This is a genomic window from Amycolatopsis sp. NPDC051371 (genome assembly GCF_040682155.1).
Lineage (GTDB): Bacteria > Actinomycetota > Actinomycetes > Mycobacteriales > Pseudonocardiaceae > Amycolatopsis.
Genome location: NZ_JBFBAG010000024.1, coordinates 62,463 through 85,775, shown reverse-complemented (window position 1 = coordinate 85,775; position 23,313 = coordinate 62,463). Strand labels below are relative to the sequence as shown.

Annotated in this window: 16 protein-coding genes; 10 read left to right on the top strand and 6 right to left on the bottom strand. The window is 73.2% G+C overall.

Going from position 1 to position 23,313, the window contains the following annotated elements:
- The first annotated feature begins 16 nt into the window (after positions 1–16).
- From AB0M59_RS27740 to AB0M59_RS27725, 4 genes are all read left to right on the top strand, one after another.
- Entirely contained in the window at positions 17–847 is an 831-nt protein-coding gene (locus tag AB0M59_RS27740; protein ID WP_364620452.1) for an urea carboxylase-associated family protein, read from the top strand.
- A gap of 101 nt (positions 848–948) precedes the next feature.
- On the top strand, positions 949–2,562 hold the full coding sequence (locus tag AB0M59_RS27735; protein ID WP_364620449.1) for a helix-turn-helix domain-containing protein: 1,614 nt from the start codon (positions 949–951) through the stop codon (positions 2,560–2,562).
- Positions 2,563–2,656: 94 nt separating this feature from the next.
- Positions 2,657–3,766: an NDMA-dependent alcohol dehydrogenase gene (locus AB0M59_RS27730; RefSeq protein ID WP_364620446.1), complete on the top strand. Its 1,110-nt coding sequence runs from the start codon at positions 2,657–2,659 to the stop codon at positions 3,764–3,766.
- A gap of 2 nt (positions 3,767–3,768) precedes the next feature.
- Positions 3,769–4,026: a hypothetical protein gene (locus AB0M59_RS27725; protein ID WP_364620443.1), complete on the top strand. Its 258-nt coding sequence runs from the start codon at positions 3,769–3,771 to the stop codon at positions 4,024–4,026.
- A 9-nt stretch (positions 4,027–4,035) separates the two neighbouring features.
- Here AB0M59_RS27725 and AB0M59_RS27720 read toward each other — a convergent pair whose 3' ends face one another.
- Positions 4,036–5,769 carry a pyruvate dehydrogenase gene (locus AB0M59_RS27720; protein ID WP_364620440.1) on the bottom strand — a complete coding sequence of 578 codons (1,734 nt, stop codon included), beginning with the start codon at positions 5,767–5,769 and terminating at the stop codon, positions 4,036–4,038.
- A 70-nt stretch (positions 5,770–5,839) separates the two neighbouring features.
- On the opposite strand from AB0M59_RS27720, the gene AB0M59_RS27715 reads away from it, so the two are divergent.
- Positions 5,840–6,733, top strand: a complete 894-nt coding sequence (locus tag AB0M59_RS27715) for a LysR family transcriptional regulator (RefSeq protein WP_364620438.1) — start codon at positions 5,840–5,842, stop codon at positions 6,731–6,733.
- A gap of 51 nt (positions 6,734–6,784) precedes the next feature.
- A complete protein-coding gene (locus AB0M59_RS27710) occupies positions 6,785–7,882 on the top strand; it encodes an ionic transporter y4hA (protein WP_364620436.1) in 1,098 nt (365 codons plus the stop codon).
- Here the strand turns inward: AB0M59_RS27710 and AB0M59_RS27705 are convergent.
- Genes AB0M59_RS27705 through AB0M59_RS27695 form a run of 3 tightly spaced genes read right to left on the bottom strand, consistent with a single transcriptional unit; the run spans position 7,872 to position 15,245 of the window.
- On the bottom strand, positions 7,872–8,270 hold the full coding sequence (locus tag AB0M59_RS27705) for a VOC family protein (RefSeq protein WP_364620433.1): 399 nt from the start codon (positions 8,268–8,270) through the stop codon (positions 7,872–7,874). The genes AB0M59_RS27710 and AB0M59_RS27705 overlap by 11 nt on opposite strands.
- Positions 8,271–8,316: 46 nt before the next feature.
- Entirely contained in the window at positions 8,317–10,701 is a 2,385-nt protein-coding gene (locus AB0M59_RS27700; protein ID WP_364620431.1) for a SpoIIE family protein phosphatase, read from the bottom strand.
- Complete coding sequence (locus AB0M59_RS27695; protein ID WP_364620618.1) at positions 10,698–15,245, bottom strand: HAMP domain-containing protein; 4,548 nt, start codon at positions 15,243–15,245, stop codon at positions 10,698–10,700. The genes AB0M59_RS27700 and AB0M59_RS27695 overlap by 4 nt, the downstream gene beginning before the upstream one ends.
- A gap of 348 nt (positions 15,246–15,593) precedes the next feature.
- Here AB0M59_RS27695 and AB0M59_RS27690 point away from each other — a divergent pair, with 348 nt between their 5' ends.
- Positions 15,594–16,748 carry an FAD-dependent oxidoreductase gene (locus AB0M59_RS27690; RefSeq protein ID WP_364620428.1) on the top strand — a complete coding sequence of 385 codons (1,155 nt, stop codon included), beginning with the start codon at positions 15,594–15,596 and terminating at the stop codon, positions 16,746–16,748.
- On the opposite strand, the gene AB0M59_RS27685 is transcribed toward AB0M59_RS27690, so the two are convergent.
- Positions 16,743–17,714, bottom strand: a complete 972-nt coding sequence (locus AB0M59_RS27685) for a magnesium transporter CorA family protein (RefSeq protein WP_364620426.1) — start codon at positions 17,712–17,714, stop codon at positions 16,743–16,745. The genes AB0M59_RS27690 and AB0M59_RS27685 overlap by 6 nt on opposite strands.
- 76 nt (positions 17,715–17,790) lie before the next feature.
- Between AB0M59_RS27685 and AB0M59_RS27680 the strand changes: the two genes are divergently transcribed.
- The 3 genes from AB0M59_RS27680 to AB0M59_RS27670 are packed head-to-tail and all read left to right on the top strand — an operon-like array spanning position 17,791 to position 20,701.
- The gene (locus AB0M59_RS27680; protein ID WP_364620424.1) at positions 17,791–18,738 is read left to right on the top strand and encodes an acyl-CoA dehydrogenase; all 948 of its coding nucleotides are present in this window, start codon (positions 17,791–17,793) and stop codon (positions 18,736–18,738) included.
- Entirely contained in the window at positions 18,735–19,988 is a 1,254-nt protein-coding gene (locus AB0M59_RS27675; RefSeq protein ID WP_364620421.1) for a bifunctional PIG-L family deacetylase/class I SAM-dependent methyltransferase, read from the top strand. The genes AB0M59_RS27680 and AB0M59_RS27675 overlap by 4 nt, the downstream gene beginning before the upstream one ends.
- Positions 19,985–20,701, top strand: coding sequence for a glycosyltransferase (locus AB0M59_RS27670; RefSeq protein WP_364620418.1), 717 nt, complete (start codon positions 19,985–19,987; stop codon positions 20,699–20,701). Before AB0M59_RS27675 ends, AB0M59_RS27670 begins: the two co-directional genes overlap by 4 nt.
- Before the next feature lie 380 nt (positions 20,702–21,081).
- Here the strand turns inward: AB0M59_RS27670 and AB0M59_RS27665 are convergent, their stop codons facing one another.
- Positions 21,082–23,283 carry a helix-turn-helix domain-containing protein gene (locus AB0M59_RS27665; RefSeq protein ID WP_364620415.1) on the bottom strand — a complete coding sequence of 734 codons (2,202 nt, stop codon included), beginning with the start codon at positions 23,281–23,283 and terminating at the stop codon, positions 21,082–21,084.
- Between the last annotated feature and the right edge of the window lie 30 nt (positions 23,284–23,313).

Sequence of the window (23,313 nt, the reverse complement as noted above, 5' to 3'; positions counted from 1 at the left end):
GCACGAGGGAGACCCGATGCCCCCAGCCGCCTACCAGGGCCGCGCGCTCGACGTCGACCGGTCGTTCTACCGCCGGCTCGCCCACGACGAGGGCCGCGAGCTCGTGGACGCGTTCGAGGTCCCGATCCGCTCCGGCCGCGCCTGGCGGGTGCCGCGCGGCCACCTGTGCCGCCTGCGGACCGTCGAGGGCCCGCAGGTCGGCGACCTCAACCTCTGGAACGCCGACGACCCCCGCGAACGCTTCTGGGCCGCCCGCACCCGCCAGCTCCAGCGCGCCCACGTCAGCACCTTCGACCGGCTCTGGTCGACCCTCCCCTTCCTCCGCCCGCTCGCCACGATCACCGCCGACACCCTCGAGAACCACGGCGTGGACGCGGACGGCGGTCGTGTCCACGACCTGCTCGGCACCCGCTGCGACCCCTACGTCAACCGCATGCTCACCGGCGAAGACTTCGACTTCCACTGCCATTCGAACCTCGTCCGCGCGGTCGCGCCGTTCGGGCTCACCGAGTTCGACGTGCACGACGTCCTGAACGTCTTCCAGTGCACCGGCCTGAACGACGAAGACCGGTACTTCATGAAGGCCTGCCCCGCCCGCCCCGGCGACCACCTCGAGTTCTTCGCCGAGCTGGATCTGCTGTGCGCGCTCTCGACCTGCCCGGGCGGCGACCTCTCGATTCCCCTGTGGGGACCGGGCGCCCGCGACCCGATCGACGTCTGTCACCCGATCGGCGTCGAGGTCTTCAAGCCCCGGGCGGACCTGCTCGACGGGTGGCGCCCACCGGAGCGCGCGGCCTACCGGGGTCTGCACGGCGTCCGGCTGCCGGAGTGGGGTGCTCCGGCCTAACCGTTGTCCCGCAACGGAAGTCGACGCGAAGGTTCTCCTCGCTGCCGGTCCGTGTGATGATGGCAGGCCGGGGACACCGATCGGCTCGGCGAGGAGTGCGAGTGGACCTGCGGACCGAGATCGCGCAGTCGTGGCGGCGGGCGGAGCTTTCCGGGCTCTCGCCGGCCTCGTCGGTCGAGCGGCTGAACGTCACCGACGTCGACCGCCGCAGCCGGTTGCTGCGGGCCGCCTCGCCGGTGCTCGACGAGCTGGCCCGGCAGCTGGCCGGCACGCGGTTCTGCGTCGTGCTCGCCGACGACGAGTGCCGGATCGTGGCCCGGCGGTTCTCCGAGCGGTCGGTCGAGCTGGCGCTGGAGAACATCAGCGCGGTCCCCGGCTGCCAGTTCCTGGAGGAGCGGACCGGGACGAACTCCCTCGCGACGCCGTTCGAGACCCGCCGCGGCGTCTCCGTCGACGGCGACGAGCACTTCCTCGAGGCCATGAAGCAGTTCACCTGCTACGGCCACCCGGTGGTGCACCCGACGACGCGGCGGCTGGCCGGCGTCCTCGACATCACCGGCCCCGCCGGGGACGCGAACCCGTTGCTCGGACCGTTCCTGCGGCGCGCGGTCGCCGACATCGAACGGCGGCTGCTCGACGGCGCGAAGCTCGCCGAGCAGCAGCTGCTGGCGGCGTTCCAGTCGGTGCAGCACCGGGCGTGCGCGGTCTTGGCGCTCGGCCAGGACGTCGTCCTCGCGAACACCGCGGCGACCGAGCTGGTCGACACCGCCGACCACCGGCTGCTGCGCGAGCTGGGCCGCACGCAGCGCGGCCTCGGCCGTCTCCGGCTGACGTCGGGCACGCCGGTCGAGGTGCGCGTCGAAGCGGTGTCGGCGAGTGCCGGGCTGCTGTTCGAGCTGGCGCCGGTGCGGACGTCGAGCCCGGTCGTCTCGCGCCCTCGGGCCGAGCGCGGCCTCTTCCCCGCCCAGGTCGACGAGCGTCTCCGCAGCGCGGGGCGCGCCCGGCGGCGCGTGCTGATCTCCGGCGAGCCGGGGGCCGGCCGCAGCACGGCGGCCCGCGTCGTGGCCGGGGACGAACCGGTGCACGAGTTCGACGCGTCCGACGTCGTCGCCGGCGAGGCCGAGTGGTGCGCGCGGGTGGAGACGGCGGCTTCGGTGCGCGGCCTGCTGGTGATCGACGGGATCCAGCTGCTGCCCCCGCTGGCGGCGGTCCGCCTGGCCCGGCTCCTGGACACGACGACGGCGTGGTTCGTGCTGCTCAGCGGCCCGCCGCCGGAGCTGCACGGTGAACAGGCGACCCTGGCGGCGCGCATGCACCGGCGGATCGAGCTGCCGCCGTTGCGCGAGCGCCGCGACGAGATCCCGGCGATCGCCCGCGCCCTGCTGCGCGGTTACAGCGACGCGCTCCGGCTGACCCCGGGGGCGCTGGAGCTGCTGGGGTCCCAGCAGTGGCCGGGCAACCTCCGCGAGCTGGCCGGAGTCCTGGCGGGCGCGGCCGACCGCCGGTCGGCGGGCGACCTCACGGCGGAGGACGTGGCGCCGGGCTGCACGGACACGGCCCCCGGCGCGGTGCTCAGCGGCTGGGAGCAGGCGGAGTACGACGTGATCGTCCGGACGCTGCGCGCGTGCGACGGCAACAAGGTGCGGGCGGCGAAGCAGCTGGGCATCAGCCGGTCCACGCTCTACAACCGGATGCGGGCGCTGCGGGTCCGCTGAGCCGCGGTGTCCGGGAATTGGACACTCCGCGCCCTCCTCCGCTCCACACAATCGAGGCACCAAGGGTGCACCGCCGCACGTGGAGGAGATGGCCGTGAAGACCAAGGCAGCCGTACTGTTCGACGCCGGGAAGCCGTTCGAGATCATGGAGCTGGACCTCGACGGCCCGGGCCCGGGCGAGGTGCTCATCAAGTACACCGCCGCCGGGTTGTGCCACTCGGACCTGCACCTGATCGACAACGACCTCGTGCCGCGCTTCCCGATCATCGGCGGCCACGAGGGCGCCGGGATCATCGAGGACGTCGGCCCGGGCGTGACGAAGGTGCAGCCCGGCGACCACGTCGTCTGCAGCTTCATCCCCAACTGTGGCACCTGCCGCTACTGCTCCACCGGCCGCCAGAACCTGTGCGACATGGGCGCCACCATCCTCGAGGGCCACCTGCCGGACGGCACCTTCCGCTTCCACGGTGGCGGCCAGGACTTCGGCGCCATGTGCATGCTCGGCACGTTCTCCGAGCGCGCCACCATCTCGCAGCACTCGGCCGTCAAGGTCGACGACTGGCTGCCGCTGGAGACCGCCGTGCTCGTCGGCTGCGGCGTCCCGACCGGGTGGGCCACCGCGAACTACGCCGGCGGCGTCCGGGCCGGGGACACCACCGTCGTCTACGGGATCGGCGGCATCGGCATCAACGCCGTGCAGGGCGCCGCGCACGCCGGCGCGAAGTACGTCGTCGCGGTGGACCCGGTGGAGTTCAAGCGGGAAGCCGCGCTCAAGTTCGGCGCCACCCACGCGTTCGCCACCGCGGCCGAGGCCGCCGAGAAGGTCAACGAACTCACCTGGGGCCAGCTGGCCGACCAGGCGCTGATCACCGTCGGCACCGTCGAGGAGGACGTCGTCAGCGAGGCGTTCAACGTGGTCGGCAAGGGCGGCACGGTCGTCATCACCGGCCTCGCGAACCCCGAGAAGCTCACTGTGCACGTCTCCGGCGGCGTGATGACGCTGTTCGAGAAGACGATCAAGGGCACGCTGTTCGGGTCGGCGAACCCGCAGTACGACATCGTCCGCCTGCTGCGGCTTTACGACGCCGGGAAGCTCAAGCTCGACGAGCTGGTGACCCGCAAATACACCCTCGAGCAGGTCAACGAGGGCTACCAGGACCTGCGCGACGGCAAGAACATCCGCGGCGTCATCGTCCACGGCTGACCGTGTCCACAGTGGACCTCGACGCGGCGTACCGGCTGAACCCGTGTACCGCTCTCGACGTACTGGCCCACTGCTGTGAGCGGCGGGAGCGGTGTTCCCTCGGCACGCCCGACGTGGTCCGGTTCGTCCGCGCGCTGGTCATGCACGCCTCGGTCCGCGACGCTCTCGACGCCGCGGACCTGGGCGGGACGAGCCGGGCCCGGGTGGTGGCGGCGCTGGAGCACCTCGCCGCCACCGGGGTCATCGTCACCGCCCCGTGAACCACCGGTTCACGGGCGCGGCGCGTTGCGCAGGTTGGTGCGCGCCAGGTCGACCATCTTGCCGACGCCGCCGTTGAGCACGGTCTTCGTGGCGCCCAAGGCGAACCCGCGCACCATCTCGCCGGTGATCCGGGGCGGGATCGACAGCGCGTTCGGGTCGGTCACCACCTCGACGACCGCGGGGCCCGGGTGGGCGAACGCCTTCTCCAGCGCGCCGCGGACGTCGGCCGGGTCCTCGACGCGGGCCGCGTGGATCCCGCAAGCGGCCGCGATCGCCGCGAAGTTCACCGGTGCGTGGTCGGTGCCGAAGTCCGGGAGGCCGTCGACGAGCATCTCCAGCTTCACCATGCCGAGCGTGGCGTTGTTGAACACCACGACCTTCACCGGAACGTCGTAGGCGGGCAGCGTCAGCAGGTCGCCCATCAGCATCGCGAGGCCACCGTCGCCGGAGAGCGAGACGACCTGGCGGCCCGGCTGGGCGAGCTGCGCGCCGATCGCGTGCGGCAGCGCGTTCGCCATGCTGCCGTGCCGGAACGAGCCGAGCACGCGGCGGCGGCCGTTCGGGGTCAGGTAGCGCGCGGCCCAGACGTTGCCCATGCCGGTGTCGACGGTGAACACCGCGTCGTCGGCGGCGACCTCGTCGAGCACCGAGGCGACGTACTCCGGGTGGATCGGCCGGCGGTGCTCGATCTTCGTCGTGTACGCGCCGACGACCTTTTCCAGCTTCCGCACGTGCTCGCGCAGCATCCGGTCGAGGAACGCGCGATCGGTGCGGGGCCGCAGCAGCGGGAGCAGCGCCCGCAGCGTTTCCCGGACGTCACCGTGCACCGCCAGCTCCAGCGGCGTGCGCCGGCCGAGGCGCGAAGCGTCGTGGTCGATCTGGATCGTGCGGGCCTGCGGGAGGAACTTGTCGTACGGGAAGTCGGTGCCCAGCAACAGGATCCGGTCGGCCTCGTGCATCGCGTCGTAGCAGGCGCCGTAGCCGAGCAGGCCGCTCATGCCGACGTCGAAGGGGTTGTCGAACTGGATCCACTCCTTGCCGCCGAGCGAGTGCCCGACCGGCGCGCCGAGCTTTTCCGCCAGCGCCATGACCTCGTCGTGCGCACCCCGGACGCCCGCGCCGGCGAAGAGCATCACCTTTTCGCCCGAATTCAGCAGATCCGCGAGCTCTTGGACGGTCTCCGAAGACGGCACCGCGGGCGACGGCGTGACCAGGGGCAGGCGCTCGGTCAGCGGGCCGGTGGCCTTGCGGTCGGCGAGGTCGCCCGGGATGGTCAGCACCGCGACGCCGCCCTTGCCGACGGCGGTCTGGGTGGCGATCCGCAGGAGCCTCGGCAGTTGCGCGGGGTCCGCCACGACCTCGCTGAAGTGGCTGCACTCGGCGAAGAGCCGGTCCGGGTGCGTCTCCTGGAAGAAGCCGGTGCCGATCTGGTTCGACGGGATGTGCGACGCGATGGCCAGCACCGGCGCGCCCGAGCGATGGGCGTCGAAGAGGCCGTTGATCAGGTGCAGGTTGCCCGGCCCGCAGCTGCCCGCGCACACGGCGAGCTTGCCGGTGACCTGCGCTTCGGCCGCCGCGGCGAAGGCGGCCGTCTCCTCGTGGCGGACGTGCACCCACTCGATGCCGTCAGTGCGGCGGACCGCGTCGACGATCGGGTTGAGACTGTCCCCGACGATGCCGTAGATGCGCTCGACGCCCGCGTCCCGCAGGGTCCTGACCAGCTGTTCTGCCACGGTTGCCATACGTCCAGCGTGGCCCGTGCCGACCGATGCGTCCAATGCCTGATTGGATGAAAATCCATACACTGGAGGCATGGACGTCCAGACGCTGCGGCTCTTCCGCGAGGTCGCGGGCGGCGCGACCGTGACGGAGACCGCGGCCGGCGCCCACCTGACCCAGCCGGCGCTCTCCCGCGCTCTGCGCCGGCTGGAGCGCGAGGCGGGCGCCGAGCTCTTCCGCCGGTCCGGGCGGGTGCTGCGGCTGACGCCGGCCGGGCACGCGTTCAGGCGGCACGTCGACCTTGTGCTCGACCAACTCGACCAGGGACTGCGCGAGGTCGGTGAGATCGTCGCGCCGGGCACCGGGGTCGTCCCGCTGGCCTTCCTGCACACGTTCGGCACCTGGCTCGTGCCCTCGGTGCTGCGGGGCTTCCTGCGCGAGCACCCCGGCGCCCGGTTCGAACTGCGGCAGCACGGCGAGGCCGGCCTCGAAGCGGAACTCCTGGACGGCACCGCGGACCTCGTCATCACCAGCGGCGACCCGGGGCACCCGCAACTGCACTGGGAACGCCTGCTCGTCGAGCCGCTGCGACTGGCGGTCCCGCCGCACCACCGGCTCGCCGGGCGGCGACGGGTCCGCCTCGCCGACCTCGCGCACGAGTCGTTCATCCTGCTGCGACCGGGTTACGCGCTGCGCGAAACCACCGAGCGCCTGTGCGCCGAGGCCGGGTTCGCGCCGCGGATCGGTTTCGAGGGCGACGAAGTCGAGACGCTGCGCGGGCTCGTCACCGCCGGGCTCGGCGTGTCCGTGCTGCCGCTGCCGCACACGGCGGAATCCCCGGCGCCGCACCTGGAACTGACCGATGTGGACGCCGCGCGCGACATCGGTCTCGCCTGGGCGGCCGGGCGGACTCTCCCGCCGCTGAGCGAAACCTTCCGGCGGTACGTCCTCGCCGCCGACCTCGACCGTCCACAAGGGACTATGTGAGAATCGCCGTACGACCACGCAATGTGACCGCCGGTGTGACAGGGTGGCGACATGGTCGCCGCGCTGAGATCCTTCCTGACGTCCTGGACCTCCGTCACGCCGGTGCTCGGCCTGGTCGTGCTGGCGTTCGCCTGGGGCCGCGACCTCGGCCCGGTCTTCGTGGCCGTCGTCGCGATCGCGCTCGGTGCGACGGTGCTGGCCGCGGTGCACCACGCGGAGGTCGTCGCGCACCGCGTCGGCGAGCCGTTCGGGTCGCTCGTGCTCGCGGTCGCGGTCACCGTCATCGAGGTCGCGCTGATCGTCACGATGATGGTTTCGGGTGGCCCGGAGGCCGGTTCGCTCGCGCGCGACACCGTGTTCGCCGCGGTGATGATCACGACCAACGGCATCGTCGGCATCTCGCTGCTCGTCGGCGCGAGGCGCTACGGCGTCACCCTGTTCAACTCCGAAGGCAGCGGCGCCGCGCTGGCCACGGTCGCGACCCTGGCCACGCTGAGCCTGGTGCTGCCGACGTTCACCTCCAGCACCCCCGGCCCGGCGTTCTCGACCGCGCAGCTGACCTTCGCCGCCGTCGCGTCCCTGGCGCTGTACGGGACGTTCGTGCTGACGCAGACCGTGCGCCACCGCGACTTCTTCCTCCCGGTGGCCGCCGACGGCGAGGTCAAGGAGGACGACCACGCCGACCCGCCGACGAGCCGGGCGGCGCTGGGCAGCCTCGCGCTCCTGCTGGTGGCGCTGGTCGCGGTGGTCGGCCTGGCGAAGGTCGAGTCGCCCGCAATCGAGGCGGGTGTGCGCGCGGCCGGGTTCCCGCAGTCGTTCGTGGGTGTCGTGATCGCGTTGCTGGTGCTGCTGCCGGAGACCTTGGCGGCGACGCGCGCGGCCCAGCGCGACCGGATGCAGATCAGCCTCAACCTGGCCTACGGCTCGGCGATCGCGAGCATCGGCCTGACCATCCCGGCGATCGCGCTGGCGTCGGTGTGGCTGCCGAGCGAACTGCTGCTCGGGCTCGGCTCGACGCAGATCGTGCTGCTGGCGCTGACCGTGGTGGTGAGTGTCCTGACCGTGGTGCCCGGCCGGGCGACGCGCCTGCAGGGCGGCGTGCACCTGGTGCTGCTGGCCGGGTTCCTGGTGCTGGCCGTCAACCCTTGAGGCGCGCCTCGTCCCGGGTGGGCTGGAACAACTCGACCGGGTTGCCCGACGGGTCGTCGACGAGTACCTGGTCGCCGCCGACGCCGTGGACGATCCCGCCGCGCAGCCGCACGCCGGCGGCCGTCAACCGTTCGACGTCCCCGGCCAGGTCCTCGACCTCCAGGGCGAACCGGTTCCACCCGCCCGGCGCGGGCGTCACCCCGGCGACGGCCGCGCCACCGCCCGGCCCGCCGCCGGGCGCGGAGAGCAGCAGCCGGAGGTCGCCGCGGGTCAGCATCGCGAAGCCGGGCGCGGGGTGCATCCTCTCGGTGAACCCGAGCTGCCCGCAGTAGAACGCGATGGCGGCGCCGACGTCGTCGACGATGTACCGGACACTCACTGTGGCCATCGCTCCAGCACAGCACAGCGGAGCCGCCGAGGCCACCACCGGCGGCTCACCGCCCTCCGGTGACCTCGATCCCCACCACGCACGTGTCGTCGTCGGTGTCGGCGGTGCTGTACGTCAGCAGCGTGTCCAGCTGGTGCTCCAGCCCGCCGTCGTGGCCCTTCACCAGCGTCACCAGGCGCGACACCGTCTCCTGGACCGGCCGGTCGCGCCGCTCGACCAGGCCGTCGGTGTAGATCAGCAGGATGTCGCCTTCGCCGAGCTGGAGCTCGTCCTCCTGGTACACCACGTCGCGGACCGCGCCCAGCAGCGAGCCGCGCAGCAGCGGCAGTGTCGTCGCGCCGCCGTCGCGGTGGCGGACGATCGGTGGCAGGTGCCCGGCGCGCGCCCAGCGGAGCTTGCGGGTCGCCGGGTCGTACACCGCCGCGACCGCCGTCGCCGTGACGTGGTCGGTCAGGTGGTAGGCCACCAGGTTCAGCCACGTGAGCAGCTGCGCCGGCCCGGCGCCGGTCGCCGCCAGGCCGCGCAGCGCGTTGCGGAGGCTCACCATCCCGGTCGCCGCGTCGATCCCGTGCCCGGCGACGTCGCCGACGCACAGCAGCACCTCGCCCGTCGGCAGAGCGACCGCGTCGTACCAGTCGCCGCCGACCAGGTGCTCCTTCTCCGCGGGCCGGTAGCGGACCGCCGCGCGCAGGCCGGGCATGTCGATCGGGCCGGTCGCCGGCGGCATGATCGCGTGCTGCAGCTGCAGCGCGAGCCGGTTGCGCTCGATCGACTCCTGCTCGGTCTCGGCCAGCCTGTCCCGAGTCGCGGCGAGCGCCACCTCGGTCCAGTGCTGCGACGAAACATCCTGGTAGGCCCCGCGGACCGCGACGAGGTCGCCGCGGCCGTCGACGACCGGCTCGGCGACCACCCGGATGTGCCGGGCGACGCCGTCGGACCGCTGCAACCGGAACGCCGTCGACGACGGGCGCCGGTGGTGCAGCACCGCGCGCAGGAACCGGCCGATCGCCTGCGCGTCGTCCGGGTGCGCGTGCGCGGCCAGCTCGTTCAGCGACAGCGGTGTCGCCGTCGGCGGCAGCCCGTACAACGCGAACAGCTCGGTGTTCCAGGTGATCGCCCCGGTCACCACGTTCTCTTCGAAGCCGCCGATGCGCCCGAGCCGCTGGGCGTGTTGCAGCAGCACGGCGAGCTTCGCCGCGTCGTCCTGGATGCGCAGGATCAGCAGCACGTTGCCGGCGAACCGCGTCACGCTGATGTCGGTGAGAACGGTCAGCGGCACCTGGTCGACGAGGGTGGTGATCGTCATGCTCTCGGCGCGGAACGGCTCGCCGGTGGCGTAGACCCGCTGGACCATGTCCAGCAGGCCGCTCTCCTCGGCGGCGAGCGGGTAGGTCTCCAGCAGCCGCGTGCCGACGAGCCGGCTGCGCGGCCGCCCGCCGGGGTCGGCGAACCGGACGTTGGCGTGGTGGATGCGGAAGTCGGTCAGCCGGCCGCCGTCGAGGCACGGCGAGAGCAGCACCGCCGGGTCGTGCAGCCCGTCGACGAAGTCGACCAGCTCGCCGAGGAAGTCCCCCGAACCGCCGGCGGACACGGGGCCGACCACGCCGTCCCACGTGTCGAGCGTGTGCGCGCACAGCTCCGCCAAGGCCTCCAGCTGCCGGCGCTGCCGCCCGGGCTCGGCGGGCAGCGGGTCCGGCCAGCACATCTCGACGACACCGATGATCCGGCCGCCGGTGCCGGTGGGCACCGCGACGCGGCCGCCCTCGGCGAGGGTGTGCTGCCCGATCGACGGCAGCCCGGCACCGGACAACGTCGGGTGCCAGACGGTGTCGCGCTCCAGGAGCGCGCTGCGGGCGGGAGTCGCGACGCCGGGCGGGACGTAGCGCCAGCGCGCCGCCTCCTCGGCCGAGAACCCGGCCGACCCGGCGAGCGTCAGCGACCCGTCGGGCCCGGCGAGCCACACCGCGACCGCGGTCGCGCCGAGCGGTCGCAGGGCATGCTCCAAAATGGACTCCGCGACGCGCTGGGTGTCCCCCGCCGCGAGCACGCCGCTCTCGGCGGTGCGCAACCGCACCGCGACGGACTCCTCGCCTTCGGCGCGGGCCAGGAACTCCTGCGTCACCTCGGTGATCCGGTCCTCGGCCGCTTCGCCGACGACGTCCGCCGCGAACTCCAGCGGCGTCAGCCCCGCGCGCTCCGCCAGCGTCTCCAGCTGCCGGGCCGCGTCGGCGGGCGTGCAGTGCAGGCGTTCCATCAGGACGCCCTTGGCGAGCTCGATCAGCGCGCGGCCGTCGGCGACGGCGTGGGCGTGGTCGACCTCGCCGCGCAGGCGGGCGACGGTGTCGGCGAGCCGGGCGAGATTGGCGGAGACCTGCGCCGCCGGCACCGGGACGACCTGCTCGTCGGCGGCCGGCAGCTCGTCGCCGATCACGCCGTCACGTGCCGCTTGATGCGGGCGACGAGGTCGTCCGCGTCCACCGGCTTGGTCACGTAGTCGGTCGCCCCCGACGCGAGGCTCTTCTCGCGGTCGCCGGGCATCGCCTTCGCCGTGACCGCGATGATCGGGATGCGGGCGTGCTCGGGCATCGCGCGGATCTTCGCCGTCGCGGTGTAGCCGTCCATCTCGGGCATCATCACGTCCATCAGGATCAGGTCGATGCCCGGGTGCCCGGCGACGGTCTCGACGCCCTTGCGGCCGTCCTCGGCGTGCAGCACCTGCATCCCGTGCAGCTCCAGGATCCCGGTCAGCGCGAAGACGTTGCGCGGGTCGTCGTCGACGATCAGCACCGTGCGCCCGGCCAGCGTCGTGTCGACGTCGGCGGCCCGCACCGGCGCGGCCGGCTCGTCCGGGCGGACCAGCGGCAGCACCGCCCCGGGTTCCTCCGCCGACAGGTGCAGCGCGATCCGCTCGCGCAGCTCGTCGAGACCGGACAGCACCTCCAGCGACTGCACGTCCGCGCGGGACTGCACCAGCTGCTCCAGCTCGCCGTCGAGCCGGCGGCTGTTGTGCGCGAGCACCGGCACCATCCGCAACGCGCTGTCGCCCTGCATCGCGTCGAGGAAGCCGAACGCGGTGCGGTCCGGCAGGTCCAGGTCAAGCACGACGCAGTGGTAGGCGTCGGTGGCGAGCGCGGCCGCGGCCTCCTGCGTGCCCACCGCCGTCACGACCTCGACCTCGGCCGGCGAGATCCCGATGTCCCGGCTGTCGGCCAGGTCCGCGGCGGCGCTCTCGGCGACGAGCGTCAGCAGCCCGTGCTGGCGCTCCTCCACGACCAGCAGCCGCCGGTGGGCGCGCGGCACCGAGGTCGTGAGGGCCGTGCCGGTGTCCCCGAGCGCGACGGCCGTGCCGGGGTGCTCGCCCGCGGGCAGCGGCGCGAAGTCCGGCCGCGCGACCGGCAGGGAGAACGTGAACGAGCTGCCCTCGCCGGGCGTGCTCTCGGCGGTGATGAACCCGCCGAGCAGCTGGGCGATCTCGCGGCTGATCGACAGGCCGAGCCCGGTGCCGCCGTACTTGCGACTGGTGGTGCCGTCGGCCTGCTGGAACGCGCCGAAGATCGACTCCAGCTGGTGTTCGGCGATCCCGATGCCGGTGTCGATGACGCGGAACGCGACGGCGGGCCCGTGCGCGCGCAGCGGGCGGGGCAGGGTTTCCGGGTCGACCGGCTCGATGTGCAGCTCGATCCCGCCGACCTCGGTGAACTTGACCGCGTTGGACAGCAGGTTGCGCAGCACCTGCCGCAGCCGCGAGTCGTCGGTCAGCAGCTCGACGGGCGAGCCGGGAGCGACGGTGATCCGGAAGTCGAGGTTGCGCTGCGAGGTCATCGGCCGGAACGTCGCCTCGACGTAGTCCAGCAGGCCGCGCAGTGACACCTGTTCCGGGGTGACGTCCATCTTCCCGGCCTCGACCTTCGACAGGTCGAGGATGTCGTTGATCAGCTGCAGCAGGTCCGACCCGGCGGAGTGGATGATGCCCGCGTACTCGACCTGCTTCGCGCTGAGGTTCCGGGTCGGGTTCTGCGCGAGCAGCTGGGCGAGGATCAGCAGGCTGTTGAGCGGGGTGCGCAGCTCGTGGCTCATGTTGGCCAGGAACTCCGACTTGTACTTCGACGCCAGCGTCAGCTGCTGGGCGCGGGCCTCCAGCTCCTGGCGCGCCTGCTCGATCTCCAGGTTCTTCGTCTCGATGTCGCGGTTCTGCGTGACCAGCAGCGCCGCCTTCTCCTCCAGCTCGGCGTTGGAGCTCTGCAGCTCCTCCTGCCGGGCCTGCAGCTCCTGCGACCGGGCCTGCAGTTCCCCGGTCAGCCGCTGCGACTCACCGAGCAGCTCGTCGGTGCGGGCGTTGGCGACGATGCTGTTGACGTTGACGCCGATCTGCTCCATCAGCAGTTCGAGGAACGCCCGGTGCACCGCGGTGAAGCCGTGCACCGACGCCAGCTCGAGCACCCCGAGGACCTGGTCCTCGACGACGATCGGCAGCACGATCAGGCTGGCCGGCGCGGTGCGGCCGAGGCCGGAGGAGATGGTGGCGTAGCCCGGCGGGACGTCGTCGACCGCGATCGGCCGGCGGCTGCGCGCGGCCTGCCCGACGAGGGACTGGCCGATCCGGAAGCGCACCATCGGGCCCTCGCCGTCGGGGTGGCCGTACGCGCCGACCAGCCGCAGCTCGGGGACCTCGGCGGTGTCGTCGGCGAGGTAGAACGCGCCGAACTGGGCGTTGACCAGCGGGACCAGCTCGTCCATCACCGCGGCCGCGACGACGGCGAGGTCGCGGCGGCCCTGCATCAGCCCGGTGATCGTGGCCAGGTTCGACTTCAGCCAGTCCTGCTCCTGGTTCGCCCGCGTCGTCTCGCGCAGCGACTCCACCATCGAGTTGATGTTGTCCTTCAGCTCGGCGACCTCACCGGAGGCGTCGACGGTGATCGAGCGGGTCAGGTCGCCCTCGGCGACGGCGCTGGTGACCTCGGCGATCGCGCGGACCTGCCGGGTGAGGTTCCCGGCCAGCCCGTTGACGTTCTCCGTCAGCCGCTTCCACGTGCCGGACACGCCTTCGACCTCGGCCTGGCCACCGAGGCGGCCTTCGCTGCCGACCTCGCGTGCGACGCGAGTGACCTCCGCGGCGAACGCCGAGAGCTGGTCGACCATGGTGTTGATCGTGGTCTTCAGTTCGAGGATCTCGCCGCTGGCGTCGACGTCGATCTTGCGGGTCAGGTCGCCCTGCGCGACGGCGGTGGTCACCTGGGCGATGTTGCGGACCTGCCCGGTGAGGTTGTTCGCCATCGAGTTGACGTTGTCGGTGAGGTCCTTCCAGGTGCCGGCGACGTTCGGCACGCGCGCCTGGCCGCCGAGCATGCCCTCGGTGCCGACCTCGCGGGCCACGCGGGTGACCTCGTCCGCGAACGCCGACAGCGTGTCGACCATCGTGTTGATGACGTCGGCCAGCGCCGCGACCTCGCCCTTGGCCTCGACGGTGATCTTGCCGGACAGGTCGCCGCGCGCGACGGCCGTGGCGACCTGGGCGATCGAGCGGACCTGGCCGGTCAGGTTGGACGCCATGACGTTGACGTTGTCGGTGAGGTTCTTCCAGGTCCCGGACACGCCGCGGACGGTCGCCTGGCCGCCGAGGTTGCCCTCGGTGCCGACCTCGCGGGCGACTCGGGTGACCTCGTCCGCGAACGCGGACAGCTGGTCCACCATCGTGTTGATGGTGTCCTTCAGCTCGAGGATCTCGCCGCGGGCGTCGACCCGGATCTTCTGCGAGAGGTCGCCGCGCGCGACGGCGGTGGTGACCTGGGCGATCGAGCGGACCTGCGCGGTGAGGTTGTCGGCCATGACGTTGACCGACTCGGTGAGGTCCTTCCACGTCCCGGACACGCCCTTGACGTCGGCCTGGCCACCGAGCCGGCCTTCGGTGCCGACCTCGCGCGCCACCCGGGTGACCTCGTCCGCGAACGCGGACAGCTGATCCACCATCGTGTTCAGCGTGTCCTTGAGCTCCAGGACCTCGCCGCGGGCGGTCACGTTGATCTTCTGCGACAGGTCGCCCTTCGCCACCGCGGTGGCGACCTGGGCGATGTTGCGGACCTGGTCGGTCAGGTTGCCCGCCATGAAGTTCACCGAGTCGGTGAGGTCGCGCCAGGTGCCGGAGACGCCCTTGACGTCGGCCTGCCCGCCCAGCCGGCCCTCGGTGCCCACCTCGCGGGCCACGCGGGTGACCTCGTCCGCGAACGACGACAGCTGGTCGACCATCGTGTTGATCGTGCTCTTCAGCTCGAGGATCTCACCGCGGGCGTCGACGGTGATCTTCTGCGACAGGTCACCCTTCGCGACCGCCGTGGTCACCTGCGCGACATTGCGGACCTGGTCGGTCAGGTTCCCGGCCATGAAGTTCACCGAGTCGGTGAGGTCGCGCCACACGCCGCCGACGCCGGGCACCTGGGCCTGCCCGCCGAGCCGGCCTTCGCTGCCCACCTCGCGCGCGACTCGCCCGACCTCGTCGGCGAACGACGACAGCTGGTCCACCATCGTGTTGACGGTGTCCTTGAGTTCGAGGATTTCGCCGCGGGCGTCGACGTCGATCTTCTGTGACAGGTCGCCCTTGGCCACCGCGGTCGCCACCTGGGCGATGTCGCGGACCTGGGTGGTGAGGTTGCCGGCCATGGCGTTCACCGAGTCGGTGAGGTCCTTCCACGTGCCGGACACGCCCGGGACCTTCGCCTGCCCGCCCAGCTGCCCCTCGCTGCCGACCTCCCGCGCGACGCGGGTGACCTCGGAGGTGAACAGCGAAAGCTGGTCGGCCATGCCGTTGAACACGGTGGCGATCTCGCCGAGCAGGCCGTCGGCCCCGCCGGGCAGCCGGATGCCGAAGTCGCCGTCGCGGACCGCGGTCAGGCCGGCCAGCAACCGGCGCAGCTCCTGCTCCCCCGCCTCGCCCACGCCTGCGACGGCAACTCCGGCACCCGGGCGCGTCCCCTCGACCATTGCCCCACTCATCCGCCACCCGTTCCTTCGCTTGTCGGCGCCCCTGCGCCGTCCCGGCGTGCCCACCGGGATGGCTCAGCATAGTGCAGCTGCACTATGCTGAGCGGCAACGGTTGAGCAACCAGCCGCGCCCGTGCCCGTGCGCGCTCTCCAGGCGGTGCTCCCGAGCTTTCCTTTCCTCCCAGGCCATCCGGCCGCATTGACCCGTTCGGCTGAACGTCGTCCCGGGGACCGGTGACGCTCGCACGGCGGCGGCGCCGGCTGCCGTCATGCCCATTTGACGTCCACAGTGGACACTCCACTGTGGAGTGAAGTGTGCGGGCCGCGCCGAGCGGGTACCCCTCCCGCATGGATGCCCAGAACCTCGTCGTCGTCGGCAGCGGGCCGGCCGGCGTGTCGGCGGCCCGCGCCTACCGGGAAGCGGGCGGAACCGGTCCGGTCCACCTGCTCACCGCCGATGCGGACCCGCCTTACGAACGCCCGCCGCTGTCGAAGGACTTCCTGCGCGGCGAGGCCGAACTCCCGTTGCTGGAGAAGGACTTCCTGGCGGAGCACGACATCACCGTCACGCTGGATGACCCCGTCACCGAACTGGGCGACGGCCGGGTGCGCACCGCGTCCGGCGCGGTCCACCGGTTCACCACCTGCGTGCTCGCCACCGGCGCGGAGCCGGTGCGGCCCGAAATCCCGGGCGCCGATCACCCGGACGTGCGGACCCTCCGGTCGGCCGCCGACTCCCGTGGGCTGCGCGCGGCCGCGTCGGGGGTGCGCAGCGCGATCGTCGTCGGCGCCGGGTTCATCGGCTGCGAGGCCGCGGTCTCCCTCTCCCGGCTCGGGCTCCAGGTGACCGTCGTCTGCCCCGACGACGTCCCGCAGGAGAAGCGGCTCGGCCACGAAGCGGGCGAGTTCCTCCTGCGCTGGCTCAAATCCGAGGGCGTGAGCGTGCTCCGCGGTACGAAGCTGCTGTCGATCGAGGGCGGCTACCGGGTCCGCACCGACCTGGTGCCGATCCTCGACACCGGCTTCATCGTGCTCGCGACCGGCGTCCGGCCCCGGATCGAACTGGCCGAAGCGGCCGGGCTCACCATCGAGCAAGGCCGGGTCCGCACCGACGAGCACCTGCGCACGAGCACGCCCGGCGTGCTCGCGGCCGGCGACGTCGCGCTCGCCCACAACCCGGCGGCCGGCCGGGCGCTGGCCGTCGAACACTGGGGCGAAGGCCTGGCGATGGGCGAGGTGGCCGGGCGGACCGCGGCGGGCGAAGACGCCGCGTGGGACGCGGTGCCCGGGTTCTGGTCGGTGGTCGGCGACCGCGTGCTGAAGCACGCCGCCTGGGGCGACGGCTTCGACCGCGCCCGCCCGCTGCCGCGCGACGACGGCGGCTTCACCGTCTGGTACGAACGCGACGGCAAGGCGGTCGGCGTCCTCACCCACGAAGCCGATGACGACTACGAGCGGGGTCAGGAGCTCATCCGGCGCGGCGCCCCGGTGCCCGGGTCATAGCCAGTCCTTCTTCTTGAAGAGCGCGTACAGCCCCACCGAAAGCACGAGCACGACGACCGTCGAAGCCCAGAACCCGCTGGTCGCGCCGTAGCCCGGGTACGGGACGTTCTGGCCGTAGAACCCGGTCACGGCGGTGGGCACCGCGATCACCGCGGCCCACCCGGTGACCTTCTTCATGACCAGGTTCAGCCGGTTGCTCTGCAGGTTCAGCTGCGTCTCCCGGATCGTGGTGACCAGCTCCCGCAGTGCCTCGGTCTGCTCCGCGGCCTGCCGGGCGTGGTCGTGGACGTCCTCGAAGTAGGGGCGGGTCAGCTCGTCGGCCAGCCGCAGGTCCGGGCGCATCAGCGAGCTGATCACCTCACGCATCGGCAGCACCACCTTGCGCAGCGCGGTGAGGCTCTTGCGCAGCCGGAACGAGCGCCGCTGGAGCAGCGACTGGTTCGGGCGGTCGTCGAACACCAGGTCCTCGAGGGCTTCGACCTGCTCGTCGAGCGACTGCACGGCCTCGTACTGGCCGTCGACGACGAAGTCGAGCAGGCCGTGCGCCAGGAACGGGACGCCCGACTTCGCCAGCTCCGTGTTCTGGTCCCACCGGCGCACGACCGCCTCGATGTCGAAGCCGTCGTCCTTGCGCACCGTCACCAGCGCCCGCCGCGTGAGGAACGCGGCCAGCTCGGACATCGCGACGTCCCCGGTGCCCGCGTCGAACCGGACGGCGTAGGCGGTCAGGAAGGCGTGCCCGTCGTAGCGGTCGAGCTTGGGCCGCTGGTGCTCCTGGACGGCGTCCTCTACGGCGAGCCGGTGCAGGTCCAGCTCGTCGGCGAGCTCCGTCAAGTCCGCTTCGGACGGTTCGCACAGGTCGACCCAGACGGCGGTGTCCGGTTCGGCCAGGAAGTCGGAGACGTCCGCGACGGGGAAGTCTTCCTTGTGCAGCACGCCGTCGCGGTAGGCGCGGGTTCTCGTCATGCTCCGATGGATGCCCGGCGGGCGGGCCGTTCACACGCCCGCGTAACTCACGGCAAAATGGGTACCCGTCGATCTCGTGACTGCTTTGCTGGGAGAGACCCCGCCGAAACCCCTGCCGTCGCCGCGCACCGCCGCATCGGTCGGCGCCGAGCTGCGTTCCCTGCACGCCGCCGGCGAGCTCGGCCTGCCGCTGCCGGGCGACTCGCGGACCGCGGCCCGCTGGGCGGCGCTGGCCGCGTTCGGGCGCCGTGACCTGACGCTGGCCCGGCTCGCCGAGGGCCACACCGACGCCGTCGCGATCCTCGCCGAGGCGGGCCGCTCCCCCGCCGCGGGCGCGCTCTACGGCGTGTGGGCGGCGAAGTCCGGCGGGACCGGGGCGGTCCTGGAAGGCGGGACGCTCACCGGGACGGTCCGGTTCTGCTCCGGGCTGTCCCTGCTGGAACGCGCGCTGGTCGCCGCGGGCGACCGGCTGGTCGAAGTGGACCTCGCCGATCCCCGCGTCCGGCGGCACCCGGACGCGTGGCAGGCCGTCGGGATGGACGCCTCCGACAGCGGTGACGTGGTGTTCGACGGCGTGCCTTGCACGCTCGTCGGGCCGCCCGGCTGGTACGTGGCCCGGCCCGGGTTCGCGCTCGGCGGGGCCGGCGTCGCGGCCGTCTGGCTCGGCGGAACCGCCGGAGTACTCGACGGCGCCCTCGCCTACCTGCGCGACCGGGGCGCCGCGGACGAGCACCAGCTGGCCCACGTCGGCGCGATGCACACCGCCCTGAGCTGCGCGGAAGCCGTGCTCGCGCTCGCGGCCGCCGAGGACGTGGACGCGCTGGTGGCGGGAACCTGCCGGGCCGCGGCGGAACGCACCGCCCTCGAGGTGCTCGAACGTGCGTTGAAGGTGACCGGGCCGACGCCGGCGTGCCGGGACCGGCGCTTCGCCCAGCGGGTCGCCGACCTGCCGGTCTACGTCCGGCAGCACCACGCGGAACGCGATCTCGCCGCGCTCGGGCGCACCGTCCTGGGCACGGCATGACCGCGGCCGAGCTGCCGGACTGGCCGGGAGAGCCGTTCGAGCGCGCCCTCGTCGTCGCCGCGCACCCGGACGACGAGACGCTGGGGGCAAGCGGCCTCCTGCAGCGCCTGCACGCCGCCGGCACCGCGGTGACGCTCGTCGTGGCGACCGACGGGGAGGCGGCTTTTCCGGCCGCGAGCCCCGACGAACGGCGTGAGCTGGGCCGTACCCGCCGGCGGGAGCTGCGGGATTCCCTGCGGGCACAAGGGTTGTCCGAGGCCGAGCCGGTGTGGCTCGGGCTGCCGGACTCCGATCTGGCTTCCCACGGCGACGAGCTGACCTCGGCGTTGCGCTCGCACGCGGACGGGCCCGACCTGTGCCTGCTGCCGTGGCCGGACGACCCGCACCCCGACCACCAGGCCGCCGCGCGGGCCGCCTTGGCCGCGGCGCCGGTGGCCGCGCAGTGCTGGTCGTACCCGATCTGGCTCTGGCACCGGCTGCGCCTCGACGACCCGGCCATCTCGTGGACCCGGGCGCGGTCCCTGCGGCTCACGGGAGCGGAGCGTGACGCCAAGGCGGCCGCGATCGCGACGTTCACCTCGCAGCTCAAACCCGGTCCCCGGGGCGAGGACCCGATCCTGCCGGAGGAGGTGCTGGCCCACTTCACCCACGGCACCGAGGTCTTCTTCCGCGAGCCGCCGCGGACGTCGGCGCCGGTGAGCCGGTTCGCTTCGCTGTACGCCGCCGCGGAGGACCCGTGGTCGGTGGGGACGAAGTGGTACGAGCGGCGGAAGCGGGCGATGGTGCTGGCCTGCCTGCCCGACGAGCACTACGGCACGGTCGTCGAACCCGCGTGCGGCGTGGGCGCGCTGACTCGCGACCTCGCGGCGCGCGCCGACCGGGTCATCGCGTTCGACCCGGTGCCCGCGGCGGTGGAGCGCACGCGCACGGCCGTCGCTGGTCTGTCGCATGTGGACGTCCATATCGGATCCGCGCCGGGCGCGCTGCCTCCTGGGCCCGTCGACCTGCTGGTCTACAGCGAGCTTCTGTACTACTTGGACGATCAGGCGCTCGACGCCACGATCGAGGCGTCGGCGGCGGCCCTGCGGCCCGGCGGGCACCTGCTGGCTGTGCACTGGCTGCCCTGGGCGCCCGAAGCGCCGCGCGACGCCCGGGACGCGCACGCGCGCCTGCTCGCCCACCCCGCGTTCGAGCCCATGGTCGAGCACACCGACGAGCAGTTCCTGCTGCACGTGCTGAGGCGCCGGTGATCACGGCGGTGGGCGTCGTCGTGCCCGCGCGCGACGAAGCTCCGCTGGTCGGTGCGTGCGTGCGCGCGGTGGATCTCGCGCTGCGGCGGCTGCCGGCCGGGGTCGCGCGCGCGGTCTGCGTCGTGGCGGACCGCTGCGGCGACGCGACGGCGGCCGTGGCCCGCGCGGCGTTCGCGGACGTGCCCGGCGTCGTCGTGGTCTCCCGGTCGGCGCGGACGGTCGGCGAGGTGCGGGACCTGGGCGTGGCGCGGGTCCGTGCTTCGTTGGGCACGCCGGCGGCACGGACGCTGCTGCTGAGCACGGACGCCGACACGCGCGTGACGCCGGGCTGGGCGCGGGCGCACCTGGCCCGGGCGCGCCAGGGGTACCACGCGATCGCGGGGACAGCGGAGCTGTCGGACCCGTTCAGCACGTCGGCCCGCGCGCTTTCCCGGTACGACGACGTCCTCGACCGCGCGCGCACGACGGAGGGACACGGGTCCGTGTACGGCGCGAACCTGGGCGTCCGAGCGGACGCGTTCGACGTGGTGGGCGGTTTCGGCCCCCGGGCGACGGGCGAGGACCACGACCTGTGGCGCCGGCTCGGCCAGGCGGGCTTCCGCCGGTGCTACGAGTCCGGGGCACCGGTGGTGACGAGCGCCCGGCTGCACGGCCGGGCCCCGGACGGCCTCGCGGCCCTGCTCCGCACCCTGGCCGAGGACACCGTCGCCTGACCCCGCTCACCGGCTGTCTTGAATGAGTCATCCAGGTCTTCGGAGGTCCTGAATGACTCATTCAAGACGTTTGGCCGGCCGTTTGTAGAGGTCCTTCGTAGAGGTTGTCGCTGTCGCGCCCCGCCGTCCGCCGCGAAGATCAGCCTTGCCGCCACTCCCGATGAGAAGGGCACCGGTGAGAGCTGCCTGGAGGATCCTGCTCGCCGCCCTCGTCGCGGCGTCCCTGCTCACGGCGGCGCCTGCCACCGCCGCGGAAGCGCGCACCCACGTCGTCCTGGTCCAGCGGATCCGGGACACCGTCACCCTCGTCTGCGCGACCCACGACGGCAAGATCGCCTGCGTCCCCGTGCACCGTCCCCGGCCCTACCTGACTCCGGTGGTCACAATCGGTCCAGCTCCGCTCGCACCGCGGCCGCGCGCTCCTCGCCGCCGTACTCCCGCAGCAGCTCCAGCGCGTCCGTGAGCGCCTCGCGCGCCCGGCCGCGCTCCTCCCGGCCCAGGTGCGCGCGGCCCAGCTCGGCCAGCGTCATCGCCTCGTACAGCCGGACCCCGGCCTCGCGCCAGAGGTCCGCGCTCCGGCCCAGCTCCTCGACCGCGACGTCGAACCGGCCCAGCTCGCGGTGCACGATCCCGATCCGCATCCGGCCGTACGCCATCCCGCGCATGTCACCGGTTTCCTCGCCGACGGCCACCGCTTCGGACGCGTACGCCAGCTCGCGCGCGCGGTCGCCCTGGCGGCCGTACAGCACCGCCAGGTTGACCAGGTTGAGCGTCTCGACGTGCCGCAGCCCGAGCGACCGGTTCAGTGCCAGGCTCCGCTCGCCGAAGCCGATCGCCGCGTCGACGTCGTCGCCGAGGCCGTACACGAAGCAGAGGTTGTTGAGGGTGCCCGCCAGCTGACGCTCGTCTCCGATCGCCTCCCAGTCCGCGAGGCTCCGGCGGAGGAACGCGTGCGACCGCCGGAAGCCGGCCGCTTCGCCACCGCTCGCCAGCTCCGCTTCGGCGACCCCGAGGTCGTTGCGCAGCGTCGCGGCCGCGACCGGGTCGACGCCGTCGACCAGCCGCAGGGCCACCTCGTCGACCTGGATGGCGTCCCGCCAACGCGCCCGCGCGCGGTGGTATTCGTACAGGCCGAGCCCGACCGCGGCGACCGCCTCGGGCGGCACCCCGGGCGTGGCGGCGGCCTGCCGCACGACGGTGACGAGGTGCGCCTGGTGCCGGTCGAGCCAGGCGAACACCTCGTCCGCGGACGCCGGTCCGGCGGCCCACCGCCCGGCCGCCCAGTCGTGGCGGTGCGAAGCCGCCGAGACGAGCGCCATGCTCTGCCAGGCCATCGCCGCGCAGAGCTCGACGACGCGGGTGATCGCCGCGGCCCGCTCGCCCGGCGGCGCCTGCTCCCGCGCGTAGAGCCGGAGAAGGTCGTGCAGCCGGTACCACCCCGGAGCGGGCGTGGTCAGGAGGTGCTCGTCGGTGAGCCGCTCCAGCAGCGCCTCCGTCTCCCGCTCGGGCGCGTCGAGCAGCCGGCTCGCGACGGGTACCGACAGCTCCGGGACGTCGAGCAGCGACAGGAGCGGGTACGCGCGGGCCGCGGTGTCGTCCAGCGCGCCGACGGCGAGCGCGAAGCTGGTCCGGACGCCCGTTTCGTCGAGCCGGCGACGCTCGTCGTCGAGCCGGTGCGCGAGGTGGGCGACGGGCCACCGCGGCCGGGTCGCCAGCCGCGCGCCGACCAGGTGCAGAGCCAGCGGCAGGTAACCGCACAGGCGTGCGACCGTCCGCGCGGCGGTGGGCTCGGCCGCGACGCGTTCGGCCCCGACCTCGGCCGCGAGCAGGCGCAGCGCGTCGGCCTCGGGCAGGACGTCGAGCAGCACCTGGTGCGCCTGCGGCAGGTCCGTGAGCGCGGTGCGGCTGGTGACGATCGCCGCCGAGCCGCCGGCGCCGGGCAGCAGCGGCGCGACGTGGGCGGCGTCGCGGGCGTTGTCGAGCAAGAGCAAGACGCGCTTCGGGGCGAGCAGCGTCCGGAACCGGGCCGACGCGGAGTCGAGCGACATCGGCTTCGGCGGCTCGCCCCCCAGTTCGCGGATGAGCCGGTCGAGCAGGTCGAGGGCATCCGGCGGGTCGGCGGCGTGGCCCCGCAGGTCCAGGTGCAGCGAGCCGTCGGGGAAGCGCCGGGCGAGGCGGTGGCCGGCTTCGAGGGCGAGCGCGGTCTTGCCCACGCCCGCCATTCCGGCGATCGCCACGACGACGCCCTGACGCGACTCGCCGAACAGGCCCAGGATGCGGTCCAGCTCGAGGTCCCGGCCGGTGAACACGGCGAGGCCGCCGGGCAGCTCCCGCGGGACGGCATCGGTGCGCGCCGGGCTTCCGGGCCGGGCGGCCGCGGCGGCGAAGTCCGCGCGGTCGTCCCCGGTGAGACCGAGGGCGTCGGCGAGCCGGTCGAGGGTCTCGCGGTGCGGGTAGCGGCGGTCGCCGCGTTCGAGCGCGCCGACGGCCTGGCCGCTGAGCCCGGACTTCTCCGCCAGCGCCTCCTGGGTCAGCTCCGCGGCACGCCGAAGGCGGCGCAGCCGAGCGCCGAACGATTCCATCCCCGCCCCTCTCCCCGGACGAGGATCACA